We start from the raw sequence: 24,696 nt of genomic DNA, 5'->3' as shown, positions 1-24,696 counted from the left end.
CCATGGATCGCGCTCAGATCGTTCATGAGAATTTCCTGACACGTGTGGCGCAGCACCACCTGCCTGACGGCGCCGCACCGCGACCGGGATTAAGCAACGCCGATGCGGTGTCGCTGTACCGGTCTCAGGTTCTCAGCCGGGCACTGGACCGTACCAGCCGCGCAATGCAGAAGGCGGGGCAGGGGTTCTATACCATCGGCTCTTCCGGGCATGAGGGCATGGCGGCTGTCGCCCACGCGCTGCGGCCCACGGACATCGCGTTTTTGCACTACCGAGATGCCGCGTTTCAGGTCGCGCGTTCCGAGCAGGTGCCGGGTCAGCAAATCGCTTGGGATATGTTGCTGAGTTTCGCCTGCTCGAAAGAGGACCCGATCTCGGGTGGTCGGCACAAGGTACTGGGCTCAAAGGCGCTGATGATCCCGCCGCAGACCTCGACCATCGCCAGTCATCTGCCCAAAGCTGTGGGTGCGGCCTATTCGCTTGGCGCGGCACGGCGGCACCCGCCCGACCATCGCGAACTGCCCGCCGACGGGATCGCCATGTGTTCCTTCGGGGACGCATCGGCCAACCACTCGACTGCGCAGGGGGCGATCAATACGGCGGGGTGGACCAGCGTACAGTCGACCCCTTTGCCCCTGTTGTTCGTCTGTGAGGATAATGGGATCGGTATCTCGGTCAGAACGCCAAAGGGATGGGTTCAAGCGTCGATGCAGCACCGGCCGGGGATCAAATATTTTCAGGCCAACGGTTTGGATATTTTCGAAACCTATGCGGTTGCGAAAGAGGCAGCGGAATACGTGCGCACTCGGCGCAAACCGGCTTTCCTGCATCTAAGAACCGTTCGGCTTTATGGCCATGCGGGGGCGGACGTCCCGACGACCTATATGGCGAAATCCGAAGTCGAAGCTGATGAGGCAAATGATCCGCTGCTGCATTCGGTGCGGCTGTTGGAACAGGCCGGGGCGCTATCGTCGGATCAGGCGCTGAAGATATATCAGGATACCTGCGCCCGCACCGACAGGATCGCGGCAGAGGCCGTGACCCGCCCGCATCTGACCACCGCGTCCGAAGTCATGGCCAGCTTGATCCCACCAAAACGCACCTGCAAACCCACCAATGGTCCGGGGGCCGAGGCCCGTGCAGCCGCTTTTGGCGGCGACATGCGCGCGATGGACGATCCCCAGCCGATGAGTCGTCTGATCAACTGGGCACTGACCGATCTGATGCTGGAACACGCCGAGATCGTGTGTATGGGCGAAGATGTGGGACGCAAGGGTGGCGTCTATGGCGTGACCCAAAAGCTGCAACAGCGGTTCGGCCCGGATCGGGTGATCGACACGCTGTTGGACGAACAGTCCATTCTGGGGCTGGCCATCGGTATGGGGCATAACGGCTTTGTCCCGATCCCTGAAATTCAGTTTCTGGCCTATCTCCACAATGCCGAGGACCAGATCAGGGGCGAGGCCGCGACCTTGCCCTTTTTCTCGAACGGGCAATTTACCAATCCGATGGTCCTGCGGATCGCCGGGCTGGGATATCAGAAGGGTTTCGGGGGGCATTTCCATAACGATAACTCTCTGGCCGTTCTGCGCGATATTCCTGGTGTGATCATTGCCTGCCCCTCGACCGGTTCGGACGCGGTGCAGATGCTTCGAGAATGCGTAAGGCTGGCGCGCGAAGAACAACGCGTCGTGGCATTCTTGGAACCCATTGCGCTTTATCCGATGCGCGACCTTCATCAGGCGCAGGATGCCGGATGGATGACGACCTATCCTTCGCCGGATCGCAGCATCCGCCTGGGCGAGGTCGGGGTACAGGGGGACGGCACCGATCTGGCGATTGTGACCTATGGCAACGGCCACTACCTGTCGCGGCAAGCCTTGCCCGAACTTGAGGCCGCAGGGATCCGAACCCGGATTATCGACATGCGATGGTTGGCTCCATTACCTGCAGAAGCGTTGCGCGAGGCCAGCAAAACCTGTGCGCATATTCTGGTCGTTGACGAATGCCGCCGGACCGGAAGCCAGTCAGAGGCGCTGACAACTTTCTTCGTCGAAGAAAGCCCCGACACCCCAATCGCCCGGGTAGTGGCAGAAGACAGCTTTATCGCGACCGGGCCTGCATATGCTGCGCCATTGCCGTCAAAGGATAATATTGTCGCCGCTGCGCTCAATCTGACTGGAAACCGCTCATGACCCGTACCGCCGTTGTGATCTGCCCGGGTCGGGGCACCTATAACAAGGCCGAGCTGGGGTATTTGCACCGTCATCACGCAAACCGGATGCAGATGATTGGCGGGTTTGACGCCATCCGCGCCAATGCGGGGCAAGCGGCAGTCACGGCGCTGGACGGTGCTGATCGGTTCACGGTCAGTAAGTACTCGCGCGGTGATGTGGCCTCACCCCTGATTTATGCGGCCTCTTTGGCTGATGCTCAGGTGCTGGCCGATGACATTGAAGTGGTGGCTGTCACCGGCAACTCGATGGGCTGGTACATCGCCCTCGCCGCCGGAGGCGCGGTGTCGCCTGAGGATGGCTTTCGTGTGGTGAATACAATGGGGACGTTGATGCAGGACCACCTAATTGGTGGGCAGCTCGTATACCCATTCACAGACAATAGCTGGGCGGATGACCCACAGCGTAAGGCTGAATTGCTGGCCGATGTGGCGCGGATCAACGCGCAGGACGGTCAGGTTCTGGCATTGTCGATTGATCTGGGTGGAATGCTGGTTTTGGCGGGCAACGAAGAGGGCTTGCGAGCGTTCGAGGCATCGTGGCCGAGTGTGCAAGACAGGTTCCCCATGAGGTTGGCAAATCACGCCGCATTTCACACCCACCTTCAAGCTCCGGTGGCTGCGGAAGGGCGCACGCAACTTGGTGCGGAGCTGTTCAAACAGCCTGACCGGCCTCTGATCGACGGGCGTGGCAAAATCTGGTGGCCGGGTGCGACGGACACGCAGGCACTGTGGGATTACACCCTGGGACATCAGGTGACCGCGGCCTATGACTTCACCCGCGCAATCCAGACCGCCGCGCGCGAATTCGCGCCTGACCTGTTCATCGTGACAGGCCCCGGAGCGACTTTGGGCGGTGCCGTTGCGCAATCGCTGGTTCTGGCCGGGTGGCAGGGGATGTGCGATCGGGCAGCGTTTCAGTCGCAGCAAAAGGCGCGGCCTTTCCTGATCGCGATGGGGCGTGAGGATCAAAGGGCTCTTGCGATGACCTGATCCCGCGTCCTAATGGTTTTTGACACCGCAAGGAGCCCGCATTGAGCGACTACGATCAATCCCTTTGGCTAAACACCTGCCGCGAGCATGTGGAGAGCGCCCCGCTGACCAGCGATTTGTCTGTGGACCTTGCGGTGATCGGCGGCGGTTATACTGGCTGTTCCGCGGCTTTGACGGCCGCACGGGCCGGAGCCTCGGTCTGTGTCTTGGAGGCACAGGAGATCGGGCATGGGGGATCCGGGCGCAATGTGGGGCTGGTCAATGCCGGACTCTGGGTGCGCCCTGCTGACATTTGCGCCCATCTGGGGGATGCGGACGGAACGCGTCTGATCGAAATCCTTGCGGCGGCCCCAAGTGAAGTATTCAGCGTGATCCAGACACATGGGATCGAGTGCGAGCCGATGCGCAAGGGCACGTTGCATTGTGCGCATTCTGGCTCTGGTCTTGCTGATTTGAAAATACGCCATGCACAGTTGCGTCAGGCAGGCGCTCCGGTCGAGTTGCTGTCGTCGGACAAGACGTACCAGCGCACGGGCAGCGCCACCTTTCGTGGAGCTCTGTTCGACCCGCGCGCCGGAACGATCCAGCCGATGGCATATGTGCGTGGTCTGGCCCGCGCGGCTGCCGCAACCGGGGCACGCGTTCACACGCACAGCCCAGTGATGACGATGCGCCATGTCGATGGCCAGTGGCTGTTGGAAACCCCGCAGGCCACGGTGCGCGCCAAATCAGTGATCCAGGCCACCAACGCGTATCATCGGAACCTGCCCGACACGTCGCCGGCCTATGTTCCTGTCTCGTATTTTCAATTCGCTACTGCGCCATTGTCCGACAACCTGCGCGCGAGTATTCTTCCCGGAGCCGAAGGATGTTGGGATACCGGCCTGATTATGACCTCTTTCCGAATGGATCACGACGGGCGCTTTATCCTCGGCGCAATGGGCAATCTAGAACATGCGGGCAGCGCCGCGCATACCGGATGGATCAAGCGCAAACTGTCAGAGCTTTATCCTCAGCTTGCGGATCAACCCTTGCAGCAGGGATGGCATGGCCGCATTGCGATGACCTCGGACCACATTCCCAAGATCACCCGGATCGGACCGGATGCGGTTTCGATCCATGGCTATTCAGGCCGGGGTATCGGGCCGGGCACGGTGTTTGGCCGTATGGCGGCTGAGAGCCTTTTGGCAGGGGATCCGGCGTTGCTGCCAGTTCCCGCTGTGGCGGAACATACTGAACGCTGGACCCGCCTGCGTCACGCCTACTTTGAAACCGGTGCTGCACTGACCCATTTGATCAAGGCGCGCTGATGTCAGCTGCTATGGCTTCGATCCTTCTGCGCAGCCAACGATGCGCCGGGTCATTGGCCGACCTTTGGTGCCAGACCATGTAAAGCGGAACCGGGGTGCATTCGAAGGGCAAATGCGCACAGTCCAACCCGGCCAGAGGACCTTGTCTCATCAAGGCGGTATCGGTCGAGATCAACGAGCTGCCCCGCACAAAGGCTGGTATCGCGTTGAAATGGGGCAGGGTAACAATCGGCGCTCTGATCTGGCTTTGATCAACACCCCGCATGACGGCACGGGCATTGCGGCCATCGGCAAAGCGCACCTCGATATGGTCGCTGTCGCAATAGGTCTGCCAGCTGTCTGGCGGGGTGCAATGGGCGGCGTCGAAGAACATCATCAGCGGGCTTTCGAACAGCCGTTTCTGGTAGATGTCCGGCCCATCGGGCGGTAGCGGGGTGACCATCAACTGACACCGGTCGCTGCGCAACAGGTCCGGGTCGGGAACTCCGGATGGGATGAACTCCAACCGTAGCCGTGCACCCTCGGCGCGTGTGTCGCGCAACAGCCTTGGGAATATCACTTCGCGTGGCATGTCATTTGTGGCGATGCGAATGTCGATCTGTTCGGATAACGGGTCAAAGGGGCGACCGTCGGTCAAGGCACGCATCCCGTCCAGCACCGTTTGAATAGGGTCCTTCAGGGACAAGGCCCGTTCGGTCGGGGTCAGGCCCTGACCTGAACGTACAAACAACGGATCGCCCAGCACCTGCCGCAGTTTGGACAGCGTGTGGCTGATTGCCGATTGCGTGACCCCCAGCCGATCGGCTGCTTTCGAGACCGAGCTTTCCTCGAGTATTGTCAGAAAGACCCGCAGGACTTTGCCGTCCAAATCAGTGAAATCATTTTTATTCATATTATTTATGATTAAGTATGAATGGTATTGCTGTCTACCGGGCATTAAGGGTCAGACGGGCAAGGGGAGGCACGCTATGGGAATCCGTTTCTTTTCAGACCGGAACAGGCCAGTTCATATGGGCGGCTACCCGCTAGAGCGGTTGGCGCGGCAGGACACAATGCCGGACCTGTCTCAGGTGACGCCTATGGGCGATCTTAGCTTTCGCCGACCCGATCAGCCCCACAGCATCGTCAATGCGATGGGTGAGTTTCAGGCGATGATGGATGCGATCCGCGACGGGTTGGTGAACCCGGCAATGGGCGATATCCCGTCAGATCCGAATGCGCGCGCCAACCATCTGAAAGCCTTTGGTTATTTCAACGATGCGTCGATGATTGGGTGCGGACCACTGCCGCCCGAAGCACTGTTGCCCGAGCCGCGCCGCAACCCTGATATCGACCGGCTGGCTGATGCCCTGAGGACACGGCAAACCAAGACGCTGGCCTCGGGCATTGATGTCATCATGGCGGATTTGAAGGACAGTATCGAGGCTGCGCCCAAGCCAATCGACAGCCACCGCCATGGAATCGTGTTCCTATATGAACACAACCGTGACCCGGACCCGTCCGAGCCCGGAGCCGATTGGATCGCGGATGCGCAGGACCATCGCGCTTGTTTGTTGGCGACCGAAAATGCGGTGGTTATTGCCAACTACATCCGCCTGCTTGGTTTTGATGCGCGGGCGCATTCGGCGATGTCGTCGGATGTTGATCTGGGCAAATTGGCGGTCGCCGCAGGATTGGCCTCGGTCGAAGGTGGGCAGCTTGTTGCCCCCTGGCTTGGGACTCGGTTCGGGCTGGCCGTAGTGACGACCGAGATGGAGATCGCCCATGACCGCCCGCTGTGCCTGATGGCCCAGCAACCGCGGTTTCGCACACAAGGGCCGGCATGGTGGTTGGGGGCGGGTTTTGCCAAGAATGCGCTGAACCGCGACCCCTATGCCAAACGGCGCTATGTCGACGGCGCGCATCCCTTCGAAAAGCTTAAGCGTGTCGAAACGCCGACAACTTATATTGACGAGGAAAACGTTGCACGCGTCCCCAAACGGGCTGACATGTTTGCCCGGGCGCAATTCGGCGACATGGGAAAGTCCATGCAGGACGCCGCCAAGGGAGGTCATTACGTGCGCAAGGCGGCCCCCAGTTTCGCGCAACGGCGCGCGCTGGGCGCGTTTGTTCTGCTGCAGGATGGCGACAGCGCCGAGACAGCGCCGCCGACAGATGCCGCCCGGAACGCCGCCAATATCAAGGCCGCGACCTATTTTCTGGGTGCGGATGCCGTCGGTCTCAGCCGGTGCCCTGATTGGGCGTGGTATTCACATGATGCCGCCGGAGAAGAGATCACGCCGCCGCATGATCAAGCCATCAGCATGATCATTGATCAGGGTTACGAGACCATGGAAGGGTCCAGTGGTGACGACTGGATTGCAGTGGCCCAATCCATGCGCGCCTATCTGCGGTTCTCGCTTTTGGGTGGGGTCGTTGCACAGCAGATCCGCAACCTTGGGTACAAGGCAAAGGCCCATACGGTGATGGATGGCGAGGTGCTGCAGCCTCCGCTTTTGCTGTTGTCGGGACTGGGAGAGGTCAGCCGGATTGGCGAGGTCATCCTGAACCCCTATTTGGGCCCGCGTCTGAAATCCGGTGCGGTCACAACAGATATGCCTCTGGCTCATGACAAGCCGATAGATTTCGGACTGCAGAGTTTTTGCGAAAGCTGCAACAAATGCGCGCGAGAATGCCCCTCGGGGGCGATCACCGCCGGGCCAAAACTGATGTTCAACGGCTATGAAATCTGGAAGTCCGACAGCCAGAAATGCGCGACTTACCGGGTGACAACATCGGGTGGTGCGATGTGCGGGCGGTGCATGAAAACCTGCCCATGGAATCTGGAAGGCATCTTCAAGGAACGTCCCTTCCGTTGGGCCGCGATGAACTTCTCCCAAGCCGCGCCAGCGCTGGCGAAACTGGACGATGCGGTGGGCAATGGTGGCTTGAACGACACCAAGAAATGGTGGTGGGATATCGAATTGCAGCCCGACGGCGCGTATCGCCCGACCCAGCATCCGCTGAACCGGCGCAACCTGCAGACGGACCTTGCCCTGAAATATGAGGATCAGACGCTGGCGGTCTATCCCGCCTATCTGGCCCCGCATCCCTGGCCCTATCCTTTTGCCATGGACCGCGAAGCCGGGATTGCAGCTTATGAAGCGATGGTCACGGCAGAGGAGTACAAGGCACGCAAGGCCGCCGGGGACATGTCTGTTGTTCACAACTATTCGATCGCAGGTGATGCCCCTGTCATGCGGGTCGAGCTGAGCATGGTCGACCGGATGACGGATGATGTGACCAAATATGAGTTCGCGACGCTGGATGGCGCGCCGCTGCCTCAGTGGACCGCAGGCGCCCATCTGGACGTGCTGGTCGCGCCAGAGTTCCTGCGGCAATATTCAATGTCCGGCAATCCGGCGAACCCAGCGACCTATCAGATCGGTGTCTTGCGCGAGGATGAGGGGCGGGGCGGCTCGGCCCTGTTGCACCGGATTTTTACCGAAGGGCGCAAGGTTTTCATCTCGAAACCCATCAACCATTTCGAACTGGATGAGACCGCCACCAGGACATTCCTGATGGGCGGCGGGATCGGCATCACGCCGATGATCGCCTTTGCCCACCGCCTGCACAGTCTGGGCAAACCCTTTGACCTGCATTACTCGGCCAGTACCCGCGCCGGGGCGGGGTATCTGGACGATCTGGCCGCAATGCCCTGGGCCGATCACGTGCACTATCATTTCTCGGACGAAGGTACGCGCGCTGATTTACAGTCAATCCTGTCGGGATATCAGGCAGGTTGGCACGTCTATACCTGCGGCCCGGATCGGTACATGGAAGGCGTGATGCAGGCAGCGGAACGTCAGGGGTTCCCAGACGAGGCGCGGCATCTGGAGTATTTCTCCGTTCCCGAGCAGCCCGAATATGAGAACCATTCTTTCACGCTGAAACTGGCCAAATCGGGGCGAGAGCTGCAGGTTCCCGCTGACAAACACGCGGCGCAGGTGCTGAACGAAGCCGGAATTCAGGTCGACGTGAAATGTTCGGACGGAATTTGCGGCGTCTGTAAATGCGGTGTGATTTCGGGTGAAATCGAGCACAGGGATTTCGTGCTGTCGAACAAGCAGCGCGAAGGCGCAATCATCCTGTGCCAAAGCCGTGCTGCGGACCCGGACGGGGTGGTCGAGATCGACCTCTGATCCGAGGTCTGGAAACGACATTTCGGGATCGAAAAATAGGTCGTTCTTGCCATGGACGCCAGTGTGTTGCTGCACTAACGTCCCTGCGAACCCCAGTGGATCCTGACCAACAGGCGCGAGGTAAAATCATGGATTATCACAGCCCTGCCAGCTTTGCCGAGGCGTCGGCTCTGGCAGAAAATGCAAAAGGCGTTACACGGTTTCTTGCCGGTGGCACCGATGTTCTGGTGCAGTTGCGCTCGGAATTGGTGACGCCTGATACATTGATAGACATCAAGAAAATCAATGGCGTAAGCGATATCACCTGCAATGCTGACGGCAGCTGGACGCTGGGCGTGGCGGCGACGGGTGCGGAAATGAGCGAACATCCCGGGTTGGGCCGCGACTGGCCCGGCGTGGTCGAAGCGATGGATTTGATCGGATCGACTCAGGTGCAGGGGCGGGCGACGCTGACTGGCAACCTGTGCAATGGCTCGCCTGCGGCGGATTCGGTGCCAGCCATGGTGGCAGCGGGCGTGACCGTGACAGTAACCGGACCAGGTGGCATCCGTGAGGTTGCCGTCGAAGATATTCCGACCGGCCCCGGCAGAACGTCCTTGGCCAAGGGTGAACTGATCTCGGCGGTCAATATTCCTGCACGCGGCGAAAACGGAGGTGATGCCTATCTGCGGTTCATCCCAAGGACCGAGATGGATATTGCGGTGGTTGGCGTAGGTGTGAATCTCCGTCTGGACGGGGATACCATCACCGAGGCCCGCGTGTCTCTGGGTGCCGTGGCTCCGACTGTTCTGCTTGTCGAAGACTGCGCCAAGGCGATCATGGGCAGCACCCTTGACGATGCTGCATTGGACGCGCTTGCCGCTGCCGCATCTACTGCCTGTAACCCGATCGACGACAAGCGCGGCACGATCGCATTCCGTACCGAAGTGGCCGGGGTTCTGGCCAAACGCGCCGCGAAAATCGCCTATGCCCGCGCCAAGGGAGAGCAAGCATGAGCAAGTTCCACGTATCCACCACCGTCAATGGTGACACGGTCGAATACCTGTGTGACCCACGCGAGACCCTGCTGGACTGTCTGCGCGACAAGCTGAACCTGACCGGTGCGAAAGAAGGCTGCGGCACCGGCGATTGCGGTGCCTGCTCGGTAACTGTCGATGGCCGTTTGGTTTGTTCCTGCCTGATGCTTGGGATCGAAGCAGAGGGTAAACAGATCGAGACGGTCGAAGGTATTGCAGACGGGGACGTTCTGCATCCGCTGCAGAAGAAGATGATTGAATATGCTGCTCTTCAATGCGGTATCTGCACCCCCGGTATTCTGGTCGCGGCCAAATCGTTGCTGGAAAAGAACCCGAACCCGACCGAGGAAGAGACACGGTATTGGTTGGCCGGTAACCTGTGTCGCTGCACCGGGTATGACAAGATCATTCGCGCCGTGATGGATACAGCGGCTGAACTGCGGGAGGCTTCGTAATGGCACTCGACGATCGCAAATCTGAATTCACTTTCGTTGGTACCCGACCGAACCGCCCTGACGGGCTGGACAAGGTCACGGGGCGCGCGAAATTTGGCGCTGACGCCACCGCGCCGGGCATGTTGCACGGGGCTATTCTGCGCTCACCCCATGCCCATGCGCGGATCGTAAAGATCGACACCTCCAAGGCCCAAGCGCATAAAGACGTCAAGGCCGTTGTGACCCGTGACGATTTCGCTGAGGTGCCGTTTAAGCCCGGTCTTGAAGGTGAGTTCTGGAACGTGCTGGAAAACGTTATGGCAGGCGAGAAGGCCCTGTATGACGGCCACGCGGTGGCAGCTATTGCGGCAACTTCGGCGCTGTCGGCGCGTGATGCACTCAAGCTGATTGAGGTCGAATATGAGGTGCTGCCCCATGTGACCGATGTCGACAAAGCGATGGCCCCGGACGCTCCGGTTATACGCGAGGGGGCGGCGGATTATTCCGTGCCCGAAGGGATGCACCCGAACGTCGTGCGCTATCACGAAAGCGGGCATGGCAATGTCGAAGCAGGTTTTGCCGAGGCGGATCTGGTCGTTGAAGACAGCTTTGTCACCGAGGCAACCCATCAGGGCTATATCGAACCTCATGCCTGTTTGGCGACGCTGGGAAATGACGGCAAGGGTGAGCTGTGGTGCACCACACAAGGTCACTGGATCGCGCAGAAAACCTGTGCGGCTTTGCTGGGGATCGAAACATCGCAACTGCGGGTGACGGCGTCCGAGATTGGCGGCGGCTTTGGTGGCAAGACAACCGTATTCATCGAGCCGGTCGCGCTGGCGCTGAGCCGCAAGGCCAACCGGCCGGTCAAGCTGGTGATGACCCGATCCGAGGTATTCCGGGCCACCGGTCCGACTGCCTCCGCGTCGATGGATATCAAGATCGGGATGAAGAAAGACGGCACGATCACCGCAGCGCAAGGCGTGTTCCGCCTGCAGGGTGGGGCCTTCCCCGGCGCGCCGGGTGATATGACGGCCATGTGTGCCTTTGCTCCTTATAACCTGACTAACGTCAAGCAGGTGGGCTATGACGTCATGGCCAACCGCCCGAAACAGGCGGCCTACCGGGCGCCCGGTGCACCGATGGGAGCCTTTGCTGTTGAGTCGGTGATTGACGAGCTGTGCAAGAAACTGGGTCTGGACCCCGTGGATGTGCGTCTGAAAAACGCCGCCTACGAAGGTACGAAGGCCAGCTATGGCCCGCGCTACGAACGCATCGGTCTGGTCGAAACGCTTGAGGCCGCCAAGGCGCATCCGCACTATTCTGCGACACTGAAACCAGGGCAGGGGCGTGGGATATCCTGTGGATTCTGGTTCAACCACGGCGGCGAGACATCGGTGTCGCTTGCCCTGTCCGAGGACGGCTCGGCCCAGCTGATGGTCGGCACGCCCGATATCGGCGGCTCGCGCGCGTCGATGGCGCTGATGGCGGCCGAGGTTCTGGGCATCCCATACGAGAATATCCGCGTCACCATCGCGGACACGGCGACGCTGGGATACAATGACGTTAGCCACGGATCGCGCGTGACCTATGCCTCGGGTCTGGCCACGATCAAGGCGGCCCGGCACGCGGTCGAAAAGCTCAGCGAACGGGCGGCGGCCAAGTGGGGCATCCCGGTGGATGCGGTGAAATGGGAAAACGGCTGCGCGGTGCCCTCGGGCCCCAATGCGGGCGATTTCGATCCGATGCCGTTGGCCGATATCACCGCTGATATGGGCGCGACCGGTGGTCCGATTTCGGGCCATTTCGAAGCGACGCCCGAGGGCGCAGGCGTGTCCTTCGGCACCCATATCGTCGATGCCGAGGTCGACCCGGAGACCGGCAAGACCAGCATCACCCGCTATACGGTCATTCAAGACGCCGGAAAGGCGATCCACCCGACCTATGTCGAAGGCCAGTATCAGGGCGGCGCGGCGCAGGGCATCGGTTGGGCGCTGAACGAGGAATATGTCTATGGCGAGGATGGTCGTCTGCAGAATTCGATCTTCCTCGATTATCGCATCCCGGTCGCCAGCGACTTGCCGATGATCGATACGGTGATCGTCGAAGTTCCCAACCCCGGCCACCCGTTTGGGGTGCGCGGCGTGGGCGAGACCGGCATCGTGCCGCCGCTGGCAGCCATCGCCAACGCGGTTTCGAACGCTGCGGGTGTGCGGATGAAACAACTGCCAATGTCACCGCCGCGCATTTTGGCGGCGCTCAAGGACAATGGTTGAGGTCCACCTGTGGTCCGGCCTTCGGTCTTTGACCGGGGGCCAACAGGTGGTCGAGGTCGAGGCCAAAACCACCGGCGAGCTGCTGCGGGAACTTGCGCGGGTTCATCCGCAGCTTCAGGCGCCGATTGATGCCGGGGTTTCCATCTCAATCAACGGGCGCGTGATCGCCAGCGGGCTGACCGAACCGATCCCCGAGGGCAGCGAAGTGTATCTGATGCAAAGGCTGCGCGGCGGTTAGCCTTGGGGAGACCAGGGTTCGCGCCCGACCATCCTGTCTGCTTCGGCGGTGATGTCGTTCATATGCGCCTCAAGGCTGAGGCGAAGGGCCTCGAGTTCTTCTTCACTGGCCTTGCGGGGAACATTTTCGGTCCATTCCCGGCACAGAAACACGCCTTTGTTGCGCCAGGGGCGCGGCATCAGCAGGCGATCCCAGGTACCGGCCTCGCTGCCGTGGCGGGCGGAATAAGTGATACCGAAGACCCGCTTGCCCGAGGTGCGTGCCCAAACCAGAGGCACTGTCGACAGCACCCGTTCCGGACCGCGCGGGCCGTCAGCGGCGATACCGATGGAAATGCCCCGCTTGATCTTGCCGATCACTTCGCGTGACACCGCGATGTTGTTGGCGTTTTTGCTGGTCATGGCGATGGTGTCCATGCCGAACAGTTTCTGCACCCGACCAACCATGCTGCCAGCGCGTGCCGAAGATGTGATCGAGCAGATACGCCCCTTATCCAACGGAAAGAAATAGGGTGATTGTGCCAGTCGCTGATGCCAAAGGACAACGATGACCGGCTCGCCCTGATCGGCCAGTTGGTCCAGCTCTTCATAGCCGATGCGTTGCCATTGGGTGTTGCGGTTGACCATCCGAATATAGCTCGCGATGCGGCGGGCGGTCCAATTCAGGACGGCCTCGCTATCGGCGATTTTCTTGCGGATACTCACTAATGGTGACCCTCATATTGATCAAACCGTGTCTTATAGAACTCAACGCCATACGCAACTTGTTTGTCGTGCGCATAACTGAGGAGGAATCTGAAAAAGCCTCTTGAGTCCGCCGCGCGGCTGGCATATTTGAGGCGGACCTTAGGGGTATAGCTCAGTTGGTAGAGCGACGGTCTCCAAAACCGTAGGTCGCGGGTTCGAACCCTGCTGCCCCTGCCATTCTCTCCATTGCCAGAAGTTTGTGCCAGCTTGGGCGGAATGGGACACGAGTGACCCTTTGCGCAGCCTAGCTGTTACAACTTGGACCAGCAGAGCATTCGACCGATGCGATAAACCGCGTTCTGGTTGCTCAACAAATCACGGTCTAACCCAAAATCGGTGATATGCCACCGGCAAAAGCGGCCAAGATTGGGGCCGTCAGGGCGAAGCCGGCGCGGATGATGTCACCTGTGCCTTCTGTCAGCTTATGCGACGATCTCCAGTCATCAATGTCGAATGCCTGGTCTGTGCCGCCCTGATTTCGGGCAGCCAAAGCGAGGTTAGAAATTCTTCCGTCCAGAAGGACTGCCACGGGAAGAAAGTAGCTGAGCATTAGCAAGCAAAAATATGTGCCGGTGAACAAGGCCGATGCGTTGAGCAATGCGCTATAGGCGGCCCTTTCTGATTCAGCGATCATGGGCAAGGGCCAGTACATCCAGCTTGCGGCAAAGAACATGCCGAAGGTCAGCACCAGACTGGACAGGTAGAGCTGCTGCCGCATCTGCCGCAGGTTTTGCGCCAGCTCAGCTGCGGTTGCTTCGATGTCCTGAGATTCATGCCGACCAAGACACAATATCATTCCGACAATCAGCGACCCGATCGCAAGGCCGGCCATTGCATTCACCAGGTCCAGAATACGGTTGAACAGCGAAAGAACAGGGGCCTGCCCGCATTTCCCAAACATCCAGCTATCTTCCGAACCGGAACATGCCGGTAAGGTGCCTTGCGACAATGCTGTTTCAAAAACGGCTTTGCCGATCTGGTGGTAAATCTGCGGGCTTTGGTCGGTCATATGCTTTTGAATGGTCGGCACGAGAGCCAGAAACACGATGGCGACTACAATCGCGATTGCCGCGATCCGGGTGTTTTTTTCGATCGGGCGTGACAGGGTCCGGAACAAGACTGCCACGGGCAACAAGGCCAGCGATAAAAAGAACCAGGACGCGGCAAGAAACCGAAACCGACCAACGGCTTCTTGCCAAGAGCTACCGCTCAACACAAAGTTCACTGGAACGTCCAGTTCATTGGCGATCATTTGGTTCTGGATCAGTTTATGGATTGCGAAAACACATACCGGCAGCAGGGCGATGGCAAAATAGCGCGGTTTTACTCGGCTTTTTGACACGTGATACCTTTCTTGCCGGGGCGTTGCACAGCACACAGTTTAGCACAAAACTCGTACATCGATGCCTGGAGTTTCAGGCGGGCTTTCTGATGGTGACAATCGAACGGCCGGTACGCTTGCCCATTTGCCCCAGCCAGACCGCCAGAAGTACGATACAGACACCGGCGATCTGCACAAAGGTCAAGTTTTGCCCAAGCATGACCCAACCAATCAATACGGCGGATAACGGGCTGAGAAAGCCAAGTGCCGAGACCGCAGAGGGTTCGATCCGGACGAGGCCTCGGAACCACAGGATATAGGTCAGGGCAGCCCCGATGACGCTCAGATATCCAATTCCGAGAAGGCTGTTTGTTTCAAGCGCTGGTAAGGCGGGCTCAAATATCAGTGCAAGCGGCACCAGCAACAGCCCGCCGGCGGTTAGTTGCCAAGCGGTAAATGTCAGCAGCGGCACTGGCGGTTGCCATTTGCGCGTCAGGACAGTTCCTGCCCCCATCGAAAGGGCGCCACCCAGTCCAGCGATCAGGCCAACCGTATCAAGATTGATAGCTGTTCCGAGGACAAGGCACCCGACGCCGAACACCCCCAGCAGCGCTGCGCCGACCGATCTCAGCCCAACCGGGGTGTTCAGCAGAAATGCCGACAGGAAGACTACAATAAGAGGTTGTACCGCGCCGACAGTGGCTGCGACCCCACCGGGGAGCCTGTAAGCCGCGACGAAAAGCAGGGTCCAGAACACGGTGAAATTGAGCGCGCCCAGAATGAATATGCGGCCCCACCAATGACCCCTTGGAAGTTGACGGGACAAAACTAGCAGCAGCAGTCCGGCAGGCAGCGCACGCAGCGCGGCCATCGTGATCGGATATCCGACGGGCAAAAATTCGGTCGTAACATAATAGGTGCTACCCCAGATCAAAGGGGCAACAGCAGTTAGGGCGATGTCGGTTTGGTGTCTCATGGCGATTCCCCTTTATCTTGACGTCAAGATATATTGCAAAATCTTGACGTCAAGATAAAGTTCGGCTAGCCAGAATTCATGGATCATGTGGAGCGAATTATCGCGCAGTGGAACAGTGCCCGGCCCGACCTGGATGTGGGGCCGATGGAAACCGTTGGTCGACTGACGCGGTTGGCGGTTCAGTTGCGAAGGGCGATGGAGCATACTTGGGCTCTTCATGACATGAACGCTGCCAGCTTTGATGTCCTTGCCACGTTGCGAAGGTCTGGCAAGCCAGAGGGTCTTTCACCTGGCGAGCTTTTGGAGCTTACAATGGTGACGTCCGGCACAATGACGAATCGCGTCGATCAACTGGTTAAGGTGGGGATGGTCGAAAGAGTGCAAAACCCTGAGGATGGCCGGGGCTTCCTGATCCGTCTTACCCAAAATGGGTTCAAAGCGATCGAGGCCGCCGTTTCGGATCATGTAGAGACTCAGCAGCGCCTGGTTCAGGGTTTGTCCCTGCAACAGCGCGATCAGCTCAATCACCTGCTCAGATCGTTGTCTGAAACGCTGGACTGATCCAGGCAGGTAAGCATTCTGGACCGGGGTGCCAATTCCGATGTGGCATAAGCCGTTTTAGTGCGCACGGCTCAAATTCTATAATTCTTGGGCTATGCGGTTTCCTCGGTCAGGGGATTGGCATATTGTTCAAACGAATTTCAGGTAGCCGGATGAGGATACATGTCGCGCTTCGATGGATATTTCCTGCGGCAACTGCTGATTCTGTTCGGCTTTTTCACTCTGATTCTGGTGGGGGTTTTCTGGATCACCCGCTCGGTCAGCCTGTTTGACCGTGTCATCAGCGGTGGTCAATCGGCCATGGTGTTTCTTGAATTTACCGCTCTTACTTTGCCGACGCTGATCCGTACGGTGATGCCCATGGCCGTGTTCGCAGCGGCCGTCTATGCCACCAACCGCCTGAGCCGTGAAAGCGAGCTTACGGTGATGCTGGCCACAGGTTCCAGCCCGTGGCGGCTGGCTCGCGCTGTGGTTCTGTTCGGTCTTGTTGCTGGTCTGATGATGGCCTCGATCAGTGTTTTCCTGCGCCCGGCCTCGGTCGATCTACTGGAAAAACGGCAGGCCGAAGTGGCGGGTGACGTCACAGCGCAGTTATTGAATGAAGGCGAATTCCTGCATCCTGCAAGTGACGTGACCGTCTATATTGGGGGGATTGATCAGGACGGGACTTTGCGCGAAGTTTTTGTTTCGGACCGGCGGGATAAAACCAGCCCGGTCAGCTATTCCAGCCAAACAGCTTATCTGGTCAATAACGGCTCGGGCATTCATCTGGTGATGGTTGACGGGGTTGCCCTGCGTCAGGACCGGCAGGGACGTACCCTGTCGTCTACACTGTTTCAGGACGCGTCCTATGACATCTCAGAATTGACGAGTACCGACAACACGGCCGAGCGAAGCCTCGAGGCCATTCCCACCGCAGAGCTGTTGCGCGACCGGGCTGCGATTGCGGCAGCAGAAGGGTTCACTGAGGGCGCGTTGATCGACGAGCTGCATCAGCGATTTTCATGGATCACCATTTGTATCGCGGTCGCAATGGCGGGCTATGCAACCCTTATGTTGGGCAGCTTTTCCAGATTTGGCCTGTGGCCACAGATTTTTGGAGCATTCATAATTCTGGTCCTTTTGGAAGGTATGCGTGGCTTTGTGTCCCCGTTGGTGATCGAAGACCCGAAATTGTGGCTATTGCTCTATTTGCCTGCCGTCATGGGCATATTGATCTCGTGCCTGTTTCTTTTGATTGCAGGTCGTCCGCTTCTGCGCGTGCGCGCAAGAAAACACTCGCGGGCATTGTCCCAAGCCTGAAGTTACGGCGCATTTCGGCGCAATGTTCTTCGGCCAAGCTAATTCGTTTTTTCGCTCAGGTTTTCTGCGTTAGGCTGCGGTTGGATGATCAGTCAAAAGGACCGGACCATGCTGGACAAAACCCACAAACCCACCTGGACCAGCTTTGAAGAGGCGACCAAGGCCGATTGGGACGCCGTCATGGAATACGAAGAGGCCTATAACGCCGCGTTGCCGGACAGGATACTGGATGCGATCCGTTCGCTGGACGAGGATTGGACGCCCTATCCCGTGAACCGCTATCAGCACAGCCTGCAGGCCGCGACGCGCGCCTATGAGGATGGGGCGGAAGAAGAGCTGGTCGTCGCAGCGCTGATCCACGACACCGGCGATATCCTGTCTCCCTATAACCATGGAGAGCTGTCAGCGGCGATGATGAAGCCCTATGTCAGCCAGAAAACCCATTGGATCCTCAAACATCACTGCGTGTTCCAGGGCTATTACTACAATCACCACCTGGGCGGAGACCGCAAAGCCCGAGACAAGTACCGCGACAGTCCTTATTGGGAGGAATGCCGCTATTTCTGCCATGAATACGACCAAAAGGCGTTCGATCCGGATTACCCGACCAAACCGTTGGAGTTCTTCGAGCCGATGCTGCGCCGTGTCCTAAGCCGCGGCGAGGGGCATATGGAGTTGAACGAAACCGCCGAAGGTTAGCAGGCGGCCATCAGACGGTAGACGATCTGTGCGGCGGTAAAGTCCCAGGCGGCATTGCCGTCCGGGGCCAGCTCGACCACGTCGAACCCCACGCATTTGCGCCCCCGAAGGGCATGCTCGACCAGTTGCAGCGCCTGATAATAGCCCAAGCCGCCGGGCACGGGTGTTCCTGTGGCCGGCATTTGCGAAGGGTCCAGCCCGTCGACATCAAAGCTGACATAGACCAGTTCGGGGAAATCCTTGGGTAGATCGACCGCATTGATGTTACCGGTGACCAGCTCCTCGGCATCAATGTGGAACACGTTGTTCTTCACCCGGCTCTGCGCCTCTTCGGTCGAAAAGGCCCGGACGCCGAATTGGGCCAGTCGGACGCCTTCTTCGGCCAGTAGATGCATGACCGAGGCATGGCTGTGCTTTTCACCCTGATACGTGTCGCGCAGGTCCGCATGCGCATCAATCTGGACGATCCCGATCGGTTGGTTCAACGCGCGGGCCACGCCCATCACCGCACCGTAGCTCAGAGAATGCTCACCGCCCAGAGTGACCGGTACTTTACCAGCGCGAATGGCGGCTTCGGTGCGCAGGGCAAGGCGTTCCATCACTGCAGGCATAGGGCCGTCACAGTTCAAAGGTTCTTCAGTGAAAATACCCGCTGTGCAAGGCTCGGCAAGGCCGGTGATGCGCTCCAGCTCGTTGCTGGCCTCGATGATCGCCGCCGGACCACCGGCTGTACCCGAGCCGTAGGATACCGTGCGCTCCAACGGTACTGGGATTACACGAAACCGGGCGTTTTCGGTCCGTTCCGATGTGGTCAATTCACTGTCGAGGAAAACGCTCATGAGAGCCTCTCTTTAAAGTCGTCATAGCCGAACTGTTTGATAATTTTCAACGCGTCGGTTTCGCTGTTCCACAGGGCGATTGTGGGCAGGGGGACACCGTTGAAGGTGTTGGTCTTGACCATCGAATAATGCGCCTGATCTAGGAAGGCAAAGCGTTGGCCGATCTCAAGCGGTTTGTCCCACGTATAGTCGCCGATCACATCCCCCGCCAGACAGGACGGGCCGCCCAGACGGTAGGTATGGCCTGCCTCGGCCTCGTCCATCAGGGCCGGGCGATAGGGGGCTTCGATCACGTCCGGCATGTGGCAGGTGGCCGAAATGTCGGTGATCGCAAGGGTCATGCCATTGGTCGGCAGGTCAAGGATTTCACCGACCAGAATCCCCGCATCCAGTGCCACAGCCTCGCCGGGTTCAAGATAGACGTCGACGTCATGGGTTTCGCGGATCGCCTTGATGAACGCGATCAACCCATCACGATCATAGTCGTCGCGGGTGATATGGTGGCCACCGCCAAAGTTCAGCCATTTGAGCTGACCCAGGAACGGGGCGAGCTTTGGTGCGACGGCCTCCCACGTGCGTCGCAAGGGCTCGAACCCTTGTTCGCAGAGAGTGTGCATATGCAGGCCATCGATCCCGGTCATGACTTCAGCGCTCAGTTGGCTAACCGGTGTGCCCAGACGCGAACACGGCGCGCAGGGGTCGTATTTGGGGATTTCGCCTTCGGAATGTTCGGGATTAATGCGCAGGCCGACCTGTACCTCGGCTGCCTGTGCTTTGGGCAGGAACCGATCTTTTTGCGCGGGTGAGTTGAAGATGATGTGGTCGGACAGCGACAGGATTTCGTTAATGTCAGCGTCTTTGTACCCGGCGCAGTAAGTGGCAACCTCACCGCCATACTCTTCGCGGCCTAGACGCGCCTCATAGATACCGCTGGCACATGTGCCGCAGAGGTGTTGGCGGACCAGCGGAGCAAGCGAGAACATTGAGAACGCTTTGAGCGCGCTGAGGACATGCGCGCCGGACCTGCTGCCGACGTCGGACAGGATCGCCAGATTGCGTGCGATGGCGGCCTCATCGACCACAAAGCACGGGGTCGGCACGCGGCTAAGGTCGAAATTGCGGAAAGCACCGGCATCGCCTGCTTGGGTGGTCATCATGTCGGACATATCAGGCGTCTCCGAATTTGGAGAGGGCGGGGGGCGCTGCCCCCCGGACCCCCCGAGGTATTTAGGGCCAGATGAAACTTGGCGGATCAGAACTCGACCGGGCCGTCCAGTTCGTGGACCTGCCACGGCAGGCCATGTTCGTTCAGCATGTCCATGAAATCATCGGGGTCGAGCTGTTCCATGTTCCAAACGCCGGGTTGCACCCAGTTGCCTTTGAGAACCTGCGCGGCACCGATCATTGCCGGGACACCAGTGGTATAGCTGACGGCTTGGCTGCCGACCTCGGCGTAGCATTCCTCGTGGTCACAGATGTTGTAGATGTAATAGGTCTTCTCGCCCGAGCCATCCTTGGCCTGACCTGTAGCGATGTCGCCGATACAGGCCTTGCCCTTCGTTTCCGCACCCAGATCGCCGGGATCAGGCAGTAGGGTTTTCAGGAACTGGATCGGAATGATTTCCTTGCCGTCATGCATTACCGGGTCGATGCGGGTCATGCCGACATTTTCCAGCACTTTGGCATGGGTGATATAGGCGTCGCCGAAGGTCATCCAGAAGCGGGCGCGCTGGATCTCGGGGAAATGGGTGGAGAGGCTCTCCAGCTCCTCGTGATACATCAGGTACATGTTTTTGGGGCCGATGGCGGGAAAGTCGAACTCGACCTTATGGGTCATGGCGGGGGAGTGTTTCCATTCGCCGCCTTCCCAGTGGCGCACCTCGGCGAGAACCTCACGCAGGTTGATCTCGGGGTTGAAGTTGGTGGCGAATTCCTGATCGTTGCTGCCGCCATTGGCGTCCAGCACGTCGATCTGGCGGATCGTATCCAGCTTGTGTTTTCTCAGCCACGTCGCAAAGACGGAGGTCACGCCGGGATCAAAGCCAGAGCCGAGGACTGCGGTCAGGCCCGCCTGTTTGAACCGGTCCTGATAGGCCCATTGCCAATGGTATTCGAACTTGGCCTCATCCTCGGGCTCGTAATTCGCGGTGTCGATATAGTGGATGCCGGCCTCTAGACAGGCGTCCATCAGCACGAGGTCCTGATAGGGCAGGGCCAGGTTCACAAGGATTTCGGCACCGGTGTCCTTGATCAGCTTGACCGTGTCGGCGACCTTGTAGGCGTCCAGCTCCGCAGTTGCGATGTCCACACCCACGCGTTCTTTTACCGCTGCGGCGATGGCGTCGCATTTCGACTTGGTGCGGCTGGCCAGGGTGATTTCGGTGAAGATATCCGAATTCATCGCCATCTTGTGCACCGCAGCGTGAGAGACGCCGCCCGCGCCGACAACCAGCGTTTTGCCACTCAAAGTTCCCATGGGGTCATCTCCTCTCGGGGGTTATTCGTAATAGGTGTAGCCATTGATCGAGTCGCGATATGCGCTCATCAGGGTTTTGCGGTCTTTGGCCAGCAGAGTACCGGTCGAGATCGCCTCGTCCACCATTTTGCGGAAGGCGGCGACACAGTCGGCCGGATCAAACTCGACATAGGACAGGACCTGACCAATGGTGTCGCCCTCTTGCTCGTGCAGCAGATCGAAACCGCCATCGGAGCGCAGGTCGATGGTAACCACGTTGGTGTCGCCGAACAGGTTGTGCAGATCGCCCAGCGTTTCCTGATAAGCACCAACAAAGAAGACGCCCATGAAGTATTCGTCATTCTCGGGCAGGGAATGTACTGGCAGGCTGGGCGAGACACCGTCGGCCAGAATGAACCGGTCGATCTTGCCGTCGCTGTCGCAAGTGATATCGGACAGCACCGCGCGGCGGTCGGGCGTATCGTTCAGACCCTGCAGCGGCACGATCGGGTGCAGCTGGTCAATGGCCCAGACGTCGGGCAGCGATTGGAACAGCGAGAAATTGCAGTGATAGATATCAGCCACTTTTTCCAACTGTTCGTCGACATCCGTGTCGAGCTCATCACTGGCAGCCAACGCCTTGAGGCGGGCCATCAATGACAGATAAATGCGTTCGGCGCGCGCCATCTGGCGCAGGTCGATATATCCGCGGCGGAACAGGGCGCGCAGCTCGTTGCGATAAAAAGTGGCGTCGTTCCAGCATTCCTGAAGACGGTCGCTGGAGAGGTATCCGTGCACGGCGGCAAGGTCCGAGACTAAGTGATGATCATCCGCCTCGACCTCAGGGCCGTCTGGCGCGTCATAAAGCGTGCTTTCCAGCACGTTGAAAACTAGCATGGATGAGGTCGCAACGATAGCGCGCCCGCTTTCGGTGACCAATGTGGGGTGCTCGACCTCGGCTTCATCCATGGCATAGGCCACGGTTTCGACCACGTTGGCGCAGTATTCTTCGACCGTGTAGTTGATCGAGTTTTCGGCGGCTTTCTTTTCGCCCGTGTAATCCACGCCCATGCCGCCACCCAAGTCCAGATGGGTCAGCGGTACGCCTTCGCGGGTCAGTTCGGTGTAGTATCGGCAGGCCTCACCCACGGCGCGGCGCACGTCGTTGACGTCCTGCACCTGCGATCCAAGATGCGAGTGCTGCAGCTTCAGGCAGTGCAGCAATCCGGCGGCCTTCAGCTTGTCCACCGTGGCGACCAGTTGATCGGTGTTCATGCCAAAGGCGGAACGGTCGCCCGAGCTTTCTTCCCATTTCCCGCTGATCTGGTTGGTCAGTTTAACCCGTACGCCGATCAGCGGTTCGATGCCCAGTTGGTTATAGACTTCGATCACCGTGTCGGCCTCTTTCGGGCTTTCCAGCACGATCACCGTATTGAACCCGATTTTACGGCTGAGGATGGCCAGCTGGATAAACTCGGCATCCTTGACGCCGTTGCAGACGATCAGCGCCTCATTGGCCAGACGATGGGCAAGCGCGACCACAAGTTCCGGTTTTGAGCCAGCCTCAAGGCCATAATTGTACTTCTTCCCAAACTCGACGATCCGGTCGACCACCTGAGCCTGTTGGTTGACCTTGATCGGAAAGACACCGCGATAGCTGCTTTTGTACCCAACCCGGGCAATCGCCTCTGCAAAGCATTCGTTAATATGGACAATCTCGTGCTCCAGATAGGAGCTGACGCGCAGGATCATCGGGGCCTTGATGCCGCGATCGTCCAGATCACGCAGGATGCCGGGCAGGCTGATCGCCTCGGCCTCGGGCGCAAGGGGATTGCGCAGACCGATTTCGCCGTCTTCCGTCACCTCGATGAGGTCTTTGCCCCATTTCTCAACCCCGTAGATGGAATGCGGTGCGTCGGGCGTCTGTTTCAATCAAGTCTGTCCTTAACCTAGGGTGCCTGCTTCGCGCCCGCCAATACGGCAGCAATTCGATTCGTCCAAGTGTAATCTATGTGACGGGTATTTCCGAATTTATACAGGCAGACCAACGGGAACCAGATGGTTATCCCACTGACAATCCGGCCGGGCGGAAATGCGGGCCTTGGCAGTAAGCGCTCCGACCAGTCCGGTGCCTGTGGTGAAGACAAAACCGGAAGGCCCGGCACCCAGGCCGCAAACATCCTCAAGCGGGGTCGTGTCGTTAAGTTGACCGGTCAAGCTGTCGAACCGAAGCAAACTGTTGCCGCGAGGGCAGGTGATGGCGATGGTTTTGCCGTCCCCGGCAAAAGCAATGCTGCCAGCGTAACCCTGCAAGGCACTTTGCACCGATTCCGGGGCTGCAAGCAGGCGCGGAGCCTCGCCTCTTTTGTGCAGTCCCAGCAAAGGCGGGTGGTTTGACTTGTTGCCCTGCCATTGCATTGCAAACCCGACCAGACCGTCGGATCGAACGGCAAGGTGCCGGATCGAATTTTTATGCAGTGTGTGGGGCAGCTCGATCTGTTCCAGGACCGAGCCTGACAGACTCAGATAGGCTAGGCTCGGTTGCATGATGGGCAGATTCAGCTTGGTTCGGCCCGTTTCAGGATGCGTTTCAATGCCGCCATTGGCGATGATCAGAGTTTCCCCATCCGGCATGAGCCGCATATCATGCGGCCCGACCCCGCCCGAAGAAAACTCGCCCAACCGCGTGTAGTCCTCCGAGTCCCAGACGCCAATCACACCCTCACCGGCCTCATAGTCGTTCTCGGTGGTGAACAGATGGGTTCCATCTCGGGAAAACACGCCATGGCCATAGAAATGGCGGCCTTTGGGAGCATCCATCCGTGCGGTTTGGGTTCCGCTCTTGCAATCGATCACCACGCCAAAGGTGCCAGGGCGGCGAGCGAAAGCCACGGCTTGCGCGCGTGACGGATGCGCCGCAGCGGCATGGCCGCGCGCCGGCAGGGGGAGAGAGAATAAGATACCGCCTTCAGAACTCAGGCCCGCCAGCCGATAGGTGCCGTCCGGAAACAGCGCCGCCGCCAGGAAATCTGGCGCGCCGACAGTCGACCAACCTTGTGTTGGGGCAAGGCTAGCTGCAGCCAGGCCCGCAAGGAATTGACGGCGGCTTGTCATGG

At 59.1% G+C, this 24,696-nt stretch carries 20 protein-coding genes and 1 tRNA gene; 12 read left to right on the top strand and 9 right to left on the bottom strand.

Annotated elements, in window-relative coordinates:
- The first annotated feature begins 2 nt into the window (after positions 1-2).
- From AC2FIC_RS10700 to AC2FIC_RS10690, 3 genes are read left to right on the top strand one after another with little or no spacing between them, the layout of a single operon-like run.
- On the top strand, positions 3-2,195 hold the full coding sequence (locus AC2FIC_RS10700; protein ID WP_496870163.1) for a dehydrogenase E1 component subunit alpha/beta: 2,193 nt from the start codon (positions 3-5) through the stop codon (positions 2,193-2,195).
- On the top strand, positions 2,192-3,226 hold the full coding sequence (locus AC2FIC_RS10695; RefSeq protein WP_496691704.1) for an ACP S-malonyltransferase: 1,035 nt from the start codon (positions 2,192-2,194) through the stop codon (positions 3,224-3,226). The genes AC2FIC_RS10700 and AC2FIC_RS10695 overlap by 4 nt, the downstream gene beginning before the upstream one ends.
- A gap of 41 nt (positions 3,227-3,267) precedes the next feature.
- On the top strand, positions 3,268-4,536 hold the full coding sequence (locus AC2FIC_RS10690; RefSeq protein WP_496691703.1) for an NAD(P)/FAD-dependent oxidoreductase: 1,269 nt from the start codon (positions 3,268-3,270) through the stop codon (positions 4,534-4,536).
- On the opposite strand, the gene AC2FIC_RS10685 is transcribed toward AC2FIC_RS10690, so the two are convergent.
- Positions 4,523-5,428, bottom strand: coding sequence for a LysR family transcriptional regulator (locus tag AC2FIC_RS10685; RefSeq protein ID WP_496691702.1), 906 nt, complete (start codon positions 5,426-5,428; stop codon positions 4,523-4,525). The two genes, AC2FIC_RS10690 and AC2FIC_RS10685, sit on opposite strands and share 14 nt — an antisense overlap.
- Before the next feature lie 76 nt (positions 5,429-5,504).
- Here AC2FIC_RS10685 and AC2FIC_RS10680 point away from each other — a divergent pair, with 76 nt between their 5' ends.
- The 5 genes from AC2FIC_RS10680 to AC2FIC_RS10660 all read left to right on the top strand — a co-directional run bounded on the left by AC2FIC_RS10680 (position 5,505) and on the right by AC2FIC_RS10660 (position 12,681).
- On the top strand, positions 5,505-8,717 hold the full coding sequence (locus tag AC2FIC_RS10680) for a reductive dehalogenase (RefSeq protein WP_496691701.1): 3,213 nt from the start codon (positions 5,505-5,507) through the stop codon (positions 8,715-8,717).
- A 128-nt stretch (positions 8,718-8,845) separates the two neighbouring features.
- On the top strand, positions 8,846-9,712 hold the full coding sequence (locus AC2FIC_RS10675) for an FAD binding domain-containing protein (RefSeq protein ID WP_496691700.1): 867 nt from the start codon (positions 8,846-8,848) through the stop codon (positions 9,710-9,712).
- Complete coding sequence (locus tag AC2FIC_RS10670; protein WP_142635794.1) at positions 9,709-10,188, top strand: (2Fe-2S)-binding protein; 480 nt, start codon at positions 9,709-9,711, stop codon at positions 10,186-10,188. Before AC2FIC_RS10675 ends, AC2FIC_RS10670 begins: the two co-directional genes overlap by 4 nt.
- Entirely contained in the window at positions 10,188-12,443 is a 2,256-nt protein-coding gene (locus AC2FIC_RS10665) for a xanthine dehydrogenase family protein molybdopterin-binding subunit (RefSeq protein ID WP_496691699.1), read from the top strand. The genes AC2FIC_RS10670 and AC2FIC_RS10665 overlap by 1 nt, the downstream gene beginning before the upstream one ends.
- The gene (locus AC2FIC_RS10660) at positions 12,436-12,681 is read left to right on the top strand and encodes a MoaD/ThiS family protein (protein ID WP_142635798.1); all 246 of its coding nucleotides are present in this window, start codon (positions 12,436-12,438) and stop codon (positions 12,679-12,681) included. The genes AC2FIC_RS10665 and AC2FIC_RS10660 overlap by 8 nt, the downstream gene beginning before the upstream one ends.
- Here the strand turns inward: AC2FIC_RS10660 and AC2FIC_RS10655 are convergent.
- Complete coding sequence (locus AC2FIC_RS10655; RefSeq protein ID WP_496691698.1) at positions 12,678-13,385, bottom strand: lysophospholipid acyltransferase family protein; 708 nt, start codon at positions 13,383-13,385, stop codon at positions 12,678-12,680. The genes AC2FIC_RS10660 and AC2FIC_RS10655 overlap by 4 nt on opposite strands.
- A gap of 143 nt (positions 13,386-13,528) precedes the next feature.
- Between AC2FIC_RS10655 and AC2FIC_RS10650 the strand changes: the two genes are divergently transcribed.
- Positions 13,529-13,604 (top strand) — tRNA-Trp (locus AC2FIC_RS10650).
- A 145-nt stretch (positions 13,605-13,749) separates the two neighbouring features.
- On the opposite strand, the gene AC2FIC_RS10645 is transcribed toward AC2FIC_RS10650, so the two are convergent.
- Both AC2FIC_RS10645 and AC2FIC_RS10640 read right to left on the bottom strand, forming a co-directional pair.
- Complete coding sequence (locus AC2FIC_RS10645; protein ID WP_496691697.1) at positions 13,750-14,769, bottom strand: hypothetical protein; 1,020 nt, start codon at positions 14,767-14,769, stop codon at positions 13,750-13,752.
- 73 nt (positions 14,770-14,842) lie between these two features.
- Positions 14,843-15,724, bottom strand: coding sequence for a DMT family transporter (locus AC2FIC_RS10640; RefSeq protein ID WP_496691696.1), 882 nt, complete (start codon positions 15,722-15,724; stop codon positions 14,843-14,845).
- 78 nt (positions 15,725-15,802) lie between these two features.
- On the opposite strand from AC2FIC_RS10640, the gene AC2FIC_RS10635 reads away from it, so the two are divergent.
- The 3 genes from AC2FIC_RS10635 to AC2FIC_RS10625 all read left to right on the top strand — a co-directional run bounded on the left by AC2FIC_RS10635 (position 15,803) and on the right by AC2FIC_RS10625 (position 18,286).
- The gene (locus tag AC2FIC_RS10635; protein ID WP_496691695.1) at positions 15,803-16,285 is read left to right on the top strand and encodes a MarR family winged helix-turn-helix transcriptional regulator; all 483 of its coding nucleotides are present in this window, start codon (positions 15,803-15,805) and stop codon (positions 16,283-16,285) included.
- A gap of 162 nt (positions 16,286-16,447) precedes the next feature.
- Entirely contained in the window at positions 16,448-17,587 is a 1,140-nt protein-coding gene (gene lptF / locus AC2FIC_RS10630) for an LPS export ABC transporter permease LptF (protein ID WP_496691694.1), read from the top strand.
- A gap of 108 nt (positions 17,588-17,695) precedes the next feature.
- Positions 17,696-18,286: an HD domain-containing protein gene (locus tag AC2FIC_RS10625; RefSeq protein WP_496691888.1), complete on the top strand. Its 591-nt coding sequence runs from the start codon at positions 17,696-17,698 to the stop codon at positions 18,284-18,286.
- Here the strand turns inward: AC2FIC_RS10625 and speB are convergent.
- The 5 genes from speB to AC2FIC_RS10600 all read right to left on the bottom strand — a co-directional run bounded on the left by speB (position 18,283) and on the right by AC2FIC_RS10600 (position 24,694).
- Positions 18,283-19,125 carry an agmatinase gene (gene speB / locus AC2FIC_RS10620; protein WP_496691693.1) on the bottom strand — a complete coding sequence of 281 codons (843 nt, stop codon included), beginning with the start codon at positions 19,123-19,125 and terminating at the stop codon, positions 18,283-18,285. The genes AC2FIC_RS10625 and speB overlap by 4 nt on opposite strands.
- On the bottom strand, positions 19,122-20,291 hold the full coding sequence (gene nspC, locus AC2FIC_RS10615) for a carboxynorspermidine decarboxylase (RefSeq protein ID WP_496691692.1): 1,170 nt from the start codon (positions 20,289-20,291) through the stop codon (positions 19,122-19,124). Before nspC ends, speB begins: the two co-directional genes overlap by 4 nt.
- Before the next feature lie 86 nt (positions 20,292-20,377).
- On the bottom strand, positions 20,378-21,601 hold the full coding sequence (locus tag AC2FIC_RS10610) for a saccharopine dehydrogenase family protein (RefSeq protein WP_496691691.1): 1,224 nt from the start codon (positions 21,599-21,601) through the stop codon (positions 20,378-20,380).
- 21 nt (positions 21,602-21,622) lie between these two features.
- Positions 21,623-23,512: a biosynthetic arginine decarboxylase gene (gene speA / locus AC2FIC_RS10605; RefSeq protein WP_496691690.1), complete on the bottom strand. Its 1,890-nt coding sequence runs from the start codon at positions 23,510-23,512 to the stop codon at positions 21,623-21,625.
- A 99-nt stretch (positions 23,513-23,611) separates the two neighbouring features.
- Complete coding sequence (locus AC2FIC_RS10600) at positions 23,612-24,694, bottom strand: DUF1513 domain-containing protein (RefSeq protein WP_271948192.1); 1,083 nt, start codon at positions 24,692-24,694, stop codon at positions 23,612-23,614.
- Positions 24,695-24,696: the final 2 nt, after the last annotated feature.

It is taken from the genome of Ruegeria sp. CDSC079 (assembly GCF_059610505.1).
This window is presented reverse-complemented; position numbering and strand designations above follow the sequence as displayed.

Excerpts from the sequence above, each read along its gene's own strand:
- AC2FIC_RS10700 (WP_496870163.1), top strand. The coding sequence starts at position 3 with ATGGATCGCGCTCAGATCGTTCATGAGAATTTCCTGACACGTGTGGCG.
- AC2FIC_RS10695 (WP_496691704.1), top strand. The coding sequence starts at position 2,192 with ATGACCCGTACCGCCGTTGTGATCTGCCCGGGTCGGGGCACCTATAAC.
- AC2FIC_RS10685 (WP_496691702.1), bottom strand. The coding sequence starts at position 5,428 with ATGAATAAAAATGATTTCACTGATTTGGACGGCAAAGTCCTGCGGGTC.
- AC2FIC_RS10680 (WP_496691701.1), top strand. The coding sequence starts at position 5,505 with ATGGGAATCCGTTTCTTTTCAGACCGGAACAGGCCAGTTCATATGGGC.
- AC2FIC_RS10675 (WP_496691700.1), top strand. The coding sequence starts at position 8,846 with ATGGATTATCACAGCCCTGCCAGCTTTGCCGAGGCGTCGGCTCTGGCA.
- AC2FIC_RS10670 (WP_142635794.1), top strand. The coding sequence starts at position 9,709 with ATGAGCAAGTTCCACGTATCCACCACCGTCAATGGTGACACGGTCGAA.
- AC2FIC_RS10665 (WP_496691699.1), top strand. The coding sequence starts at position 10,188 with ATGGCACTCGACGATCGCAAATCTGAATTCACTTTCGTTGGTACCCGA.
- AC2FIC_RS10660 (WP_142635798.1), top strand. The coding sequence starts at position 12,436 with ATGGTTGAGGTCCACCTGTGGTCCGGCCTTCGGTCTTTGACCGGGGGC.
- AC2FIC_RS10640 (WP_496691696.1), bottom strand. The coding sequence starts at position 15,724 with ATGAGACACCAAACCGACATCGCCCTAACTGCTGTTGCCCCTTTGATC.
- AC2FIC_RS10635 (WP_496691695.1), top strand. The coding sequence starts at position 15,803 with ATGGATCATGTGGAGCGAATTATCGCGCAGTGGAACAGTGCCCGGCCC.
- lptF (WP_496691694.1), top strand. The coding sequence starts at position 16,448 with ATGTCGCGCTTCGATGGATATTTCCTGCGGCAACTGCTGATTCTGTTC.
- AC2FIC_RS10625 (WP_496691888.1), top strand. The coding sequence starts at position 17,696 with ATGCTGGACAAAACCCACAAACCCACCTGGACCAGCTTTGAAGAGGCG.
- speB (WP_496691693.1), bottom strand. The coding sequence starts at position 19,125 with ATGAGCGTTTTCCTCGACAGTGAATTGACCACATCGGAACGGACCGAA.
- nspC (WP_496691692.1), bottom strand. The coding sequence starts at position 20,291 with ATGTCCGACATGATGACCACCCAAGCAGGCGATGCCGGTGCTTTCCGC.
- AC2FIC_RS10610 (WP_496691691.1), bottom strand. The coding sequence starts at position 21,601 with ATGGGAACTTTGAGTGGCAAAACGCTGGTTGTCGGCGCGGGCGGCGTC.
- AC2FIC_RS10600 (WP_271948192.1), bottom strand. The coding sequence starts at position 24,694 with ATGACAAGCCGCCGTCAATTCCTTGCGGGCCTGGCTGCAGCTAGCCTT.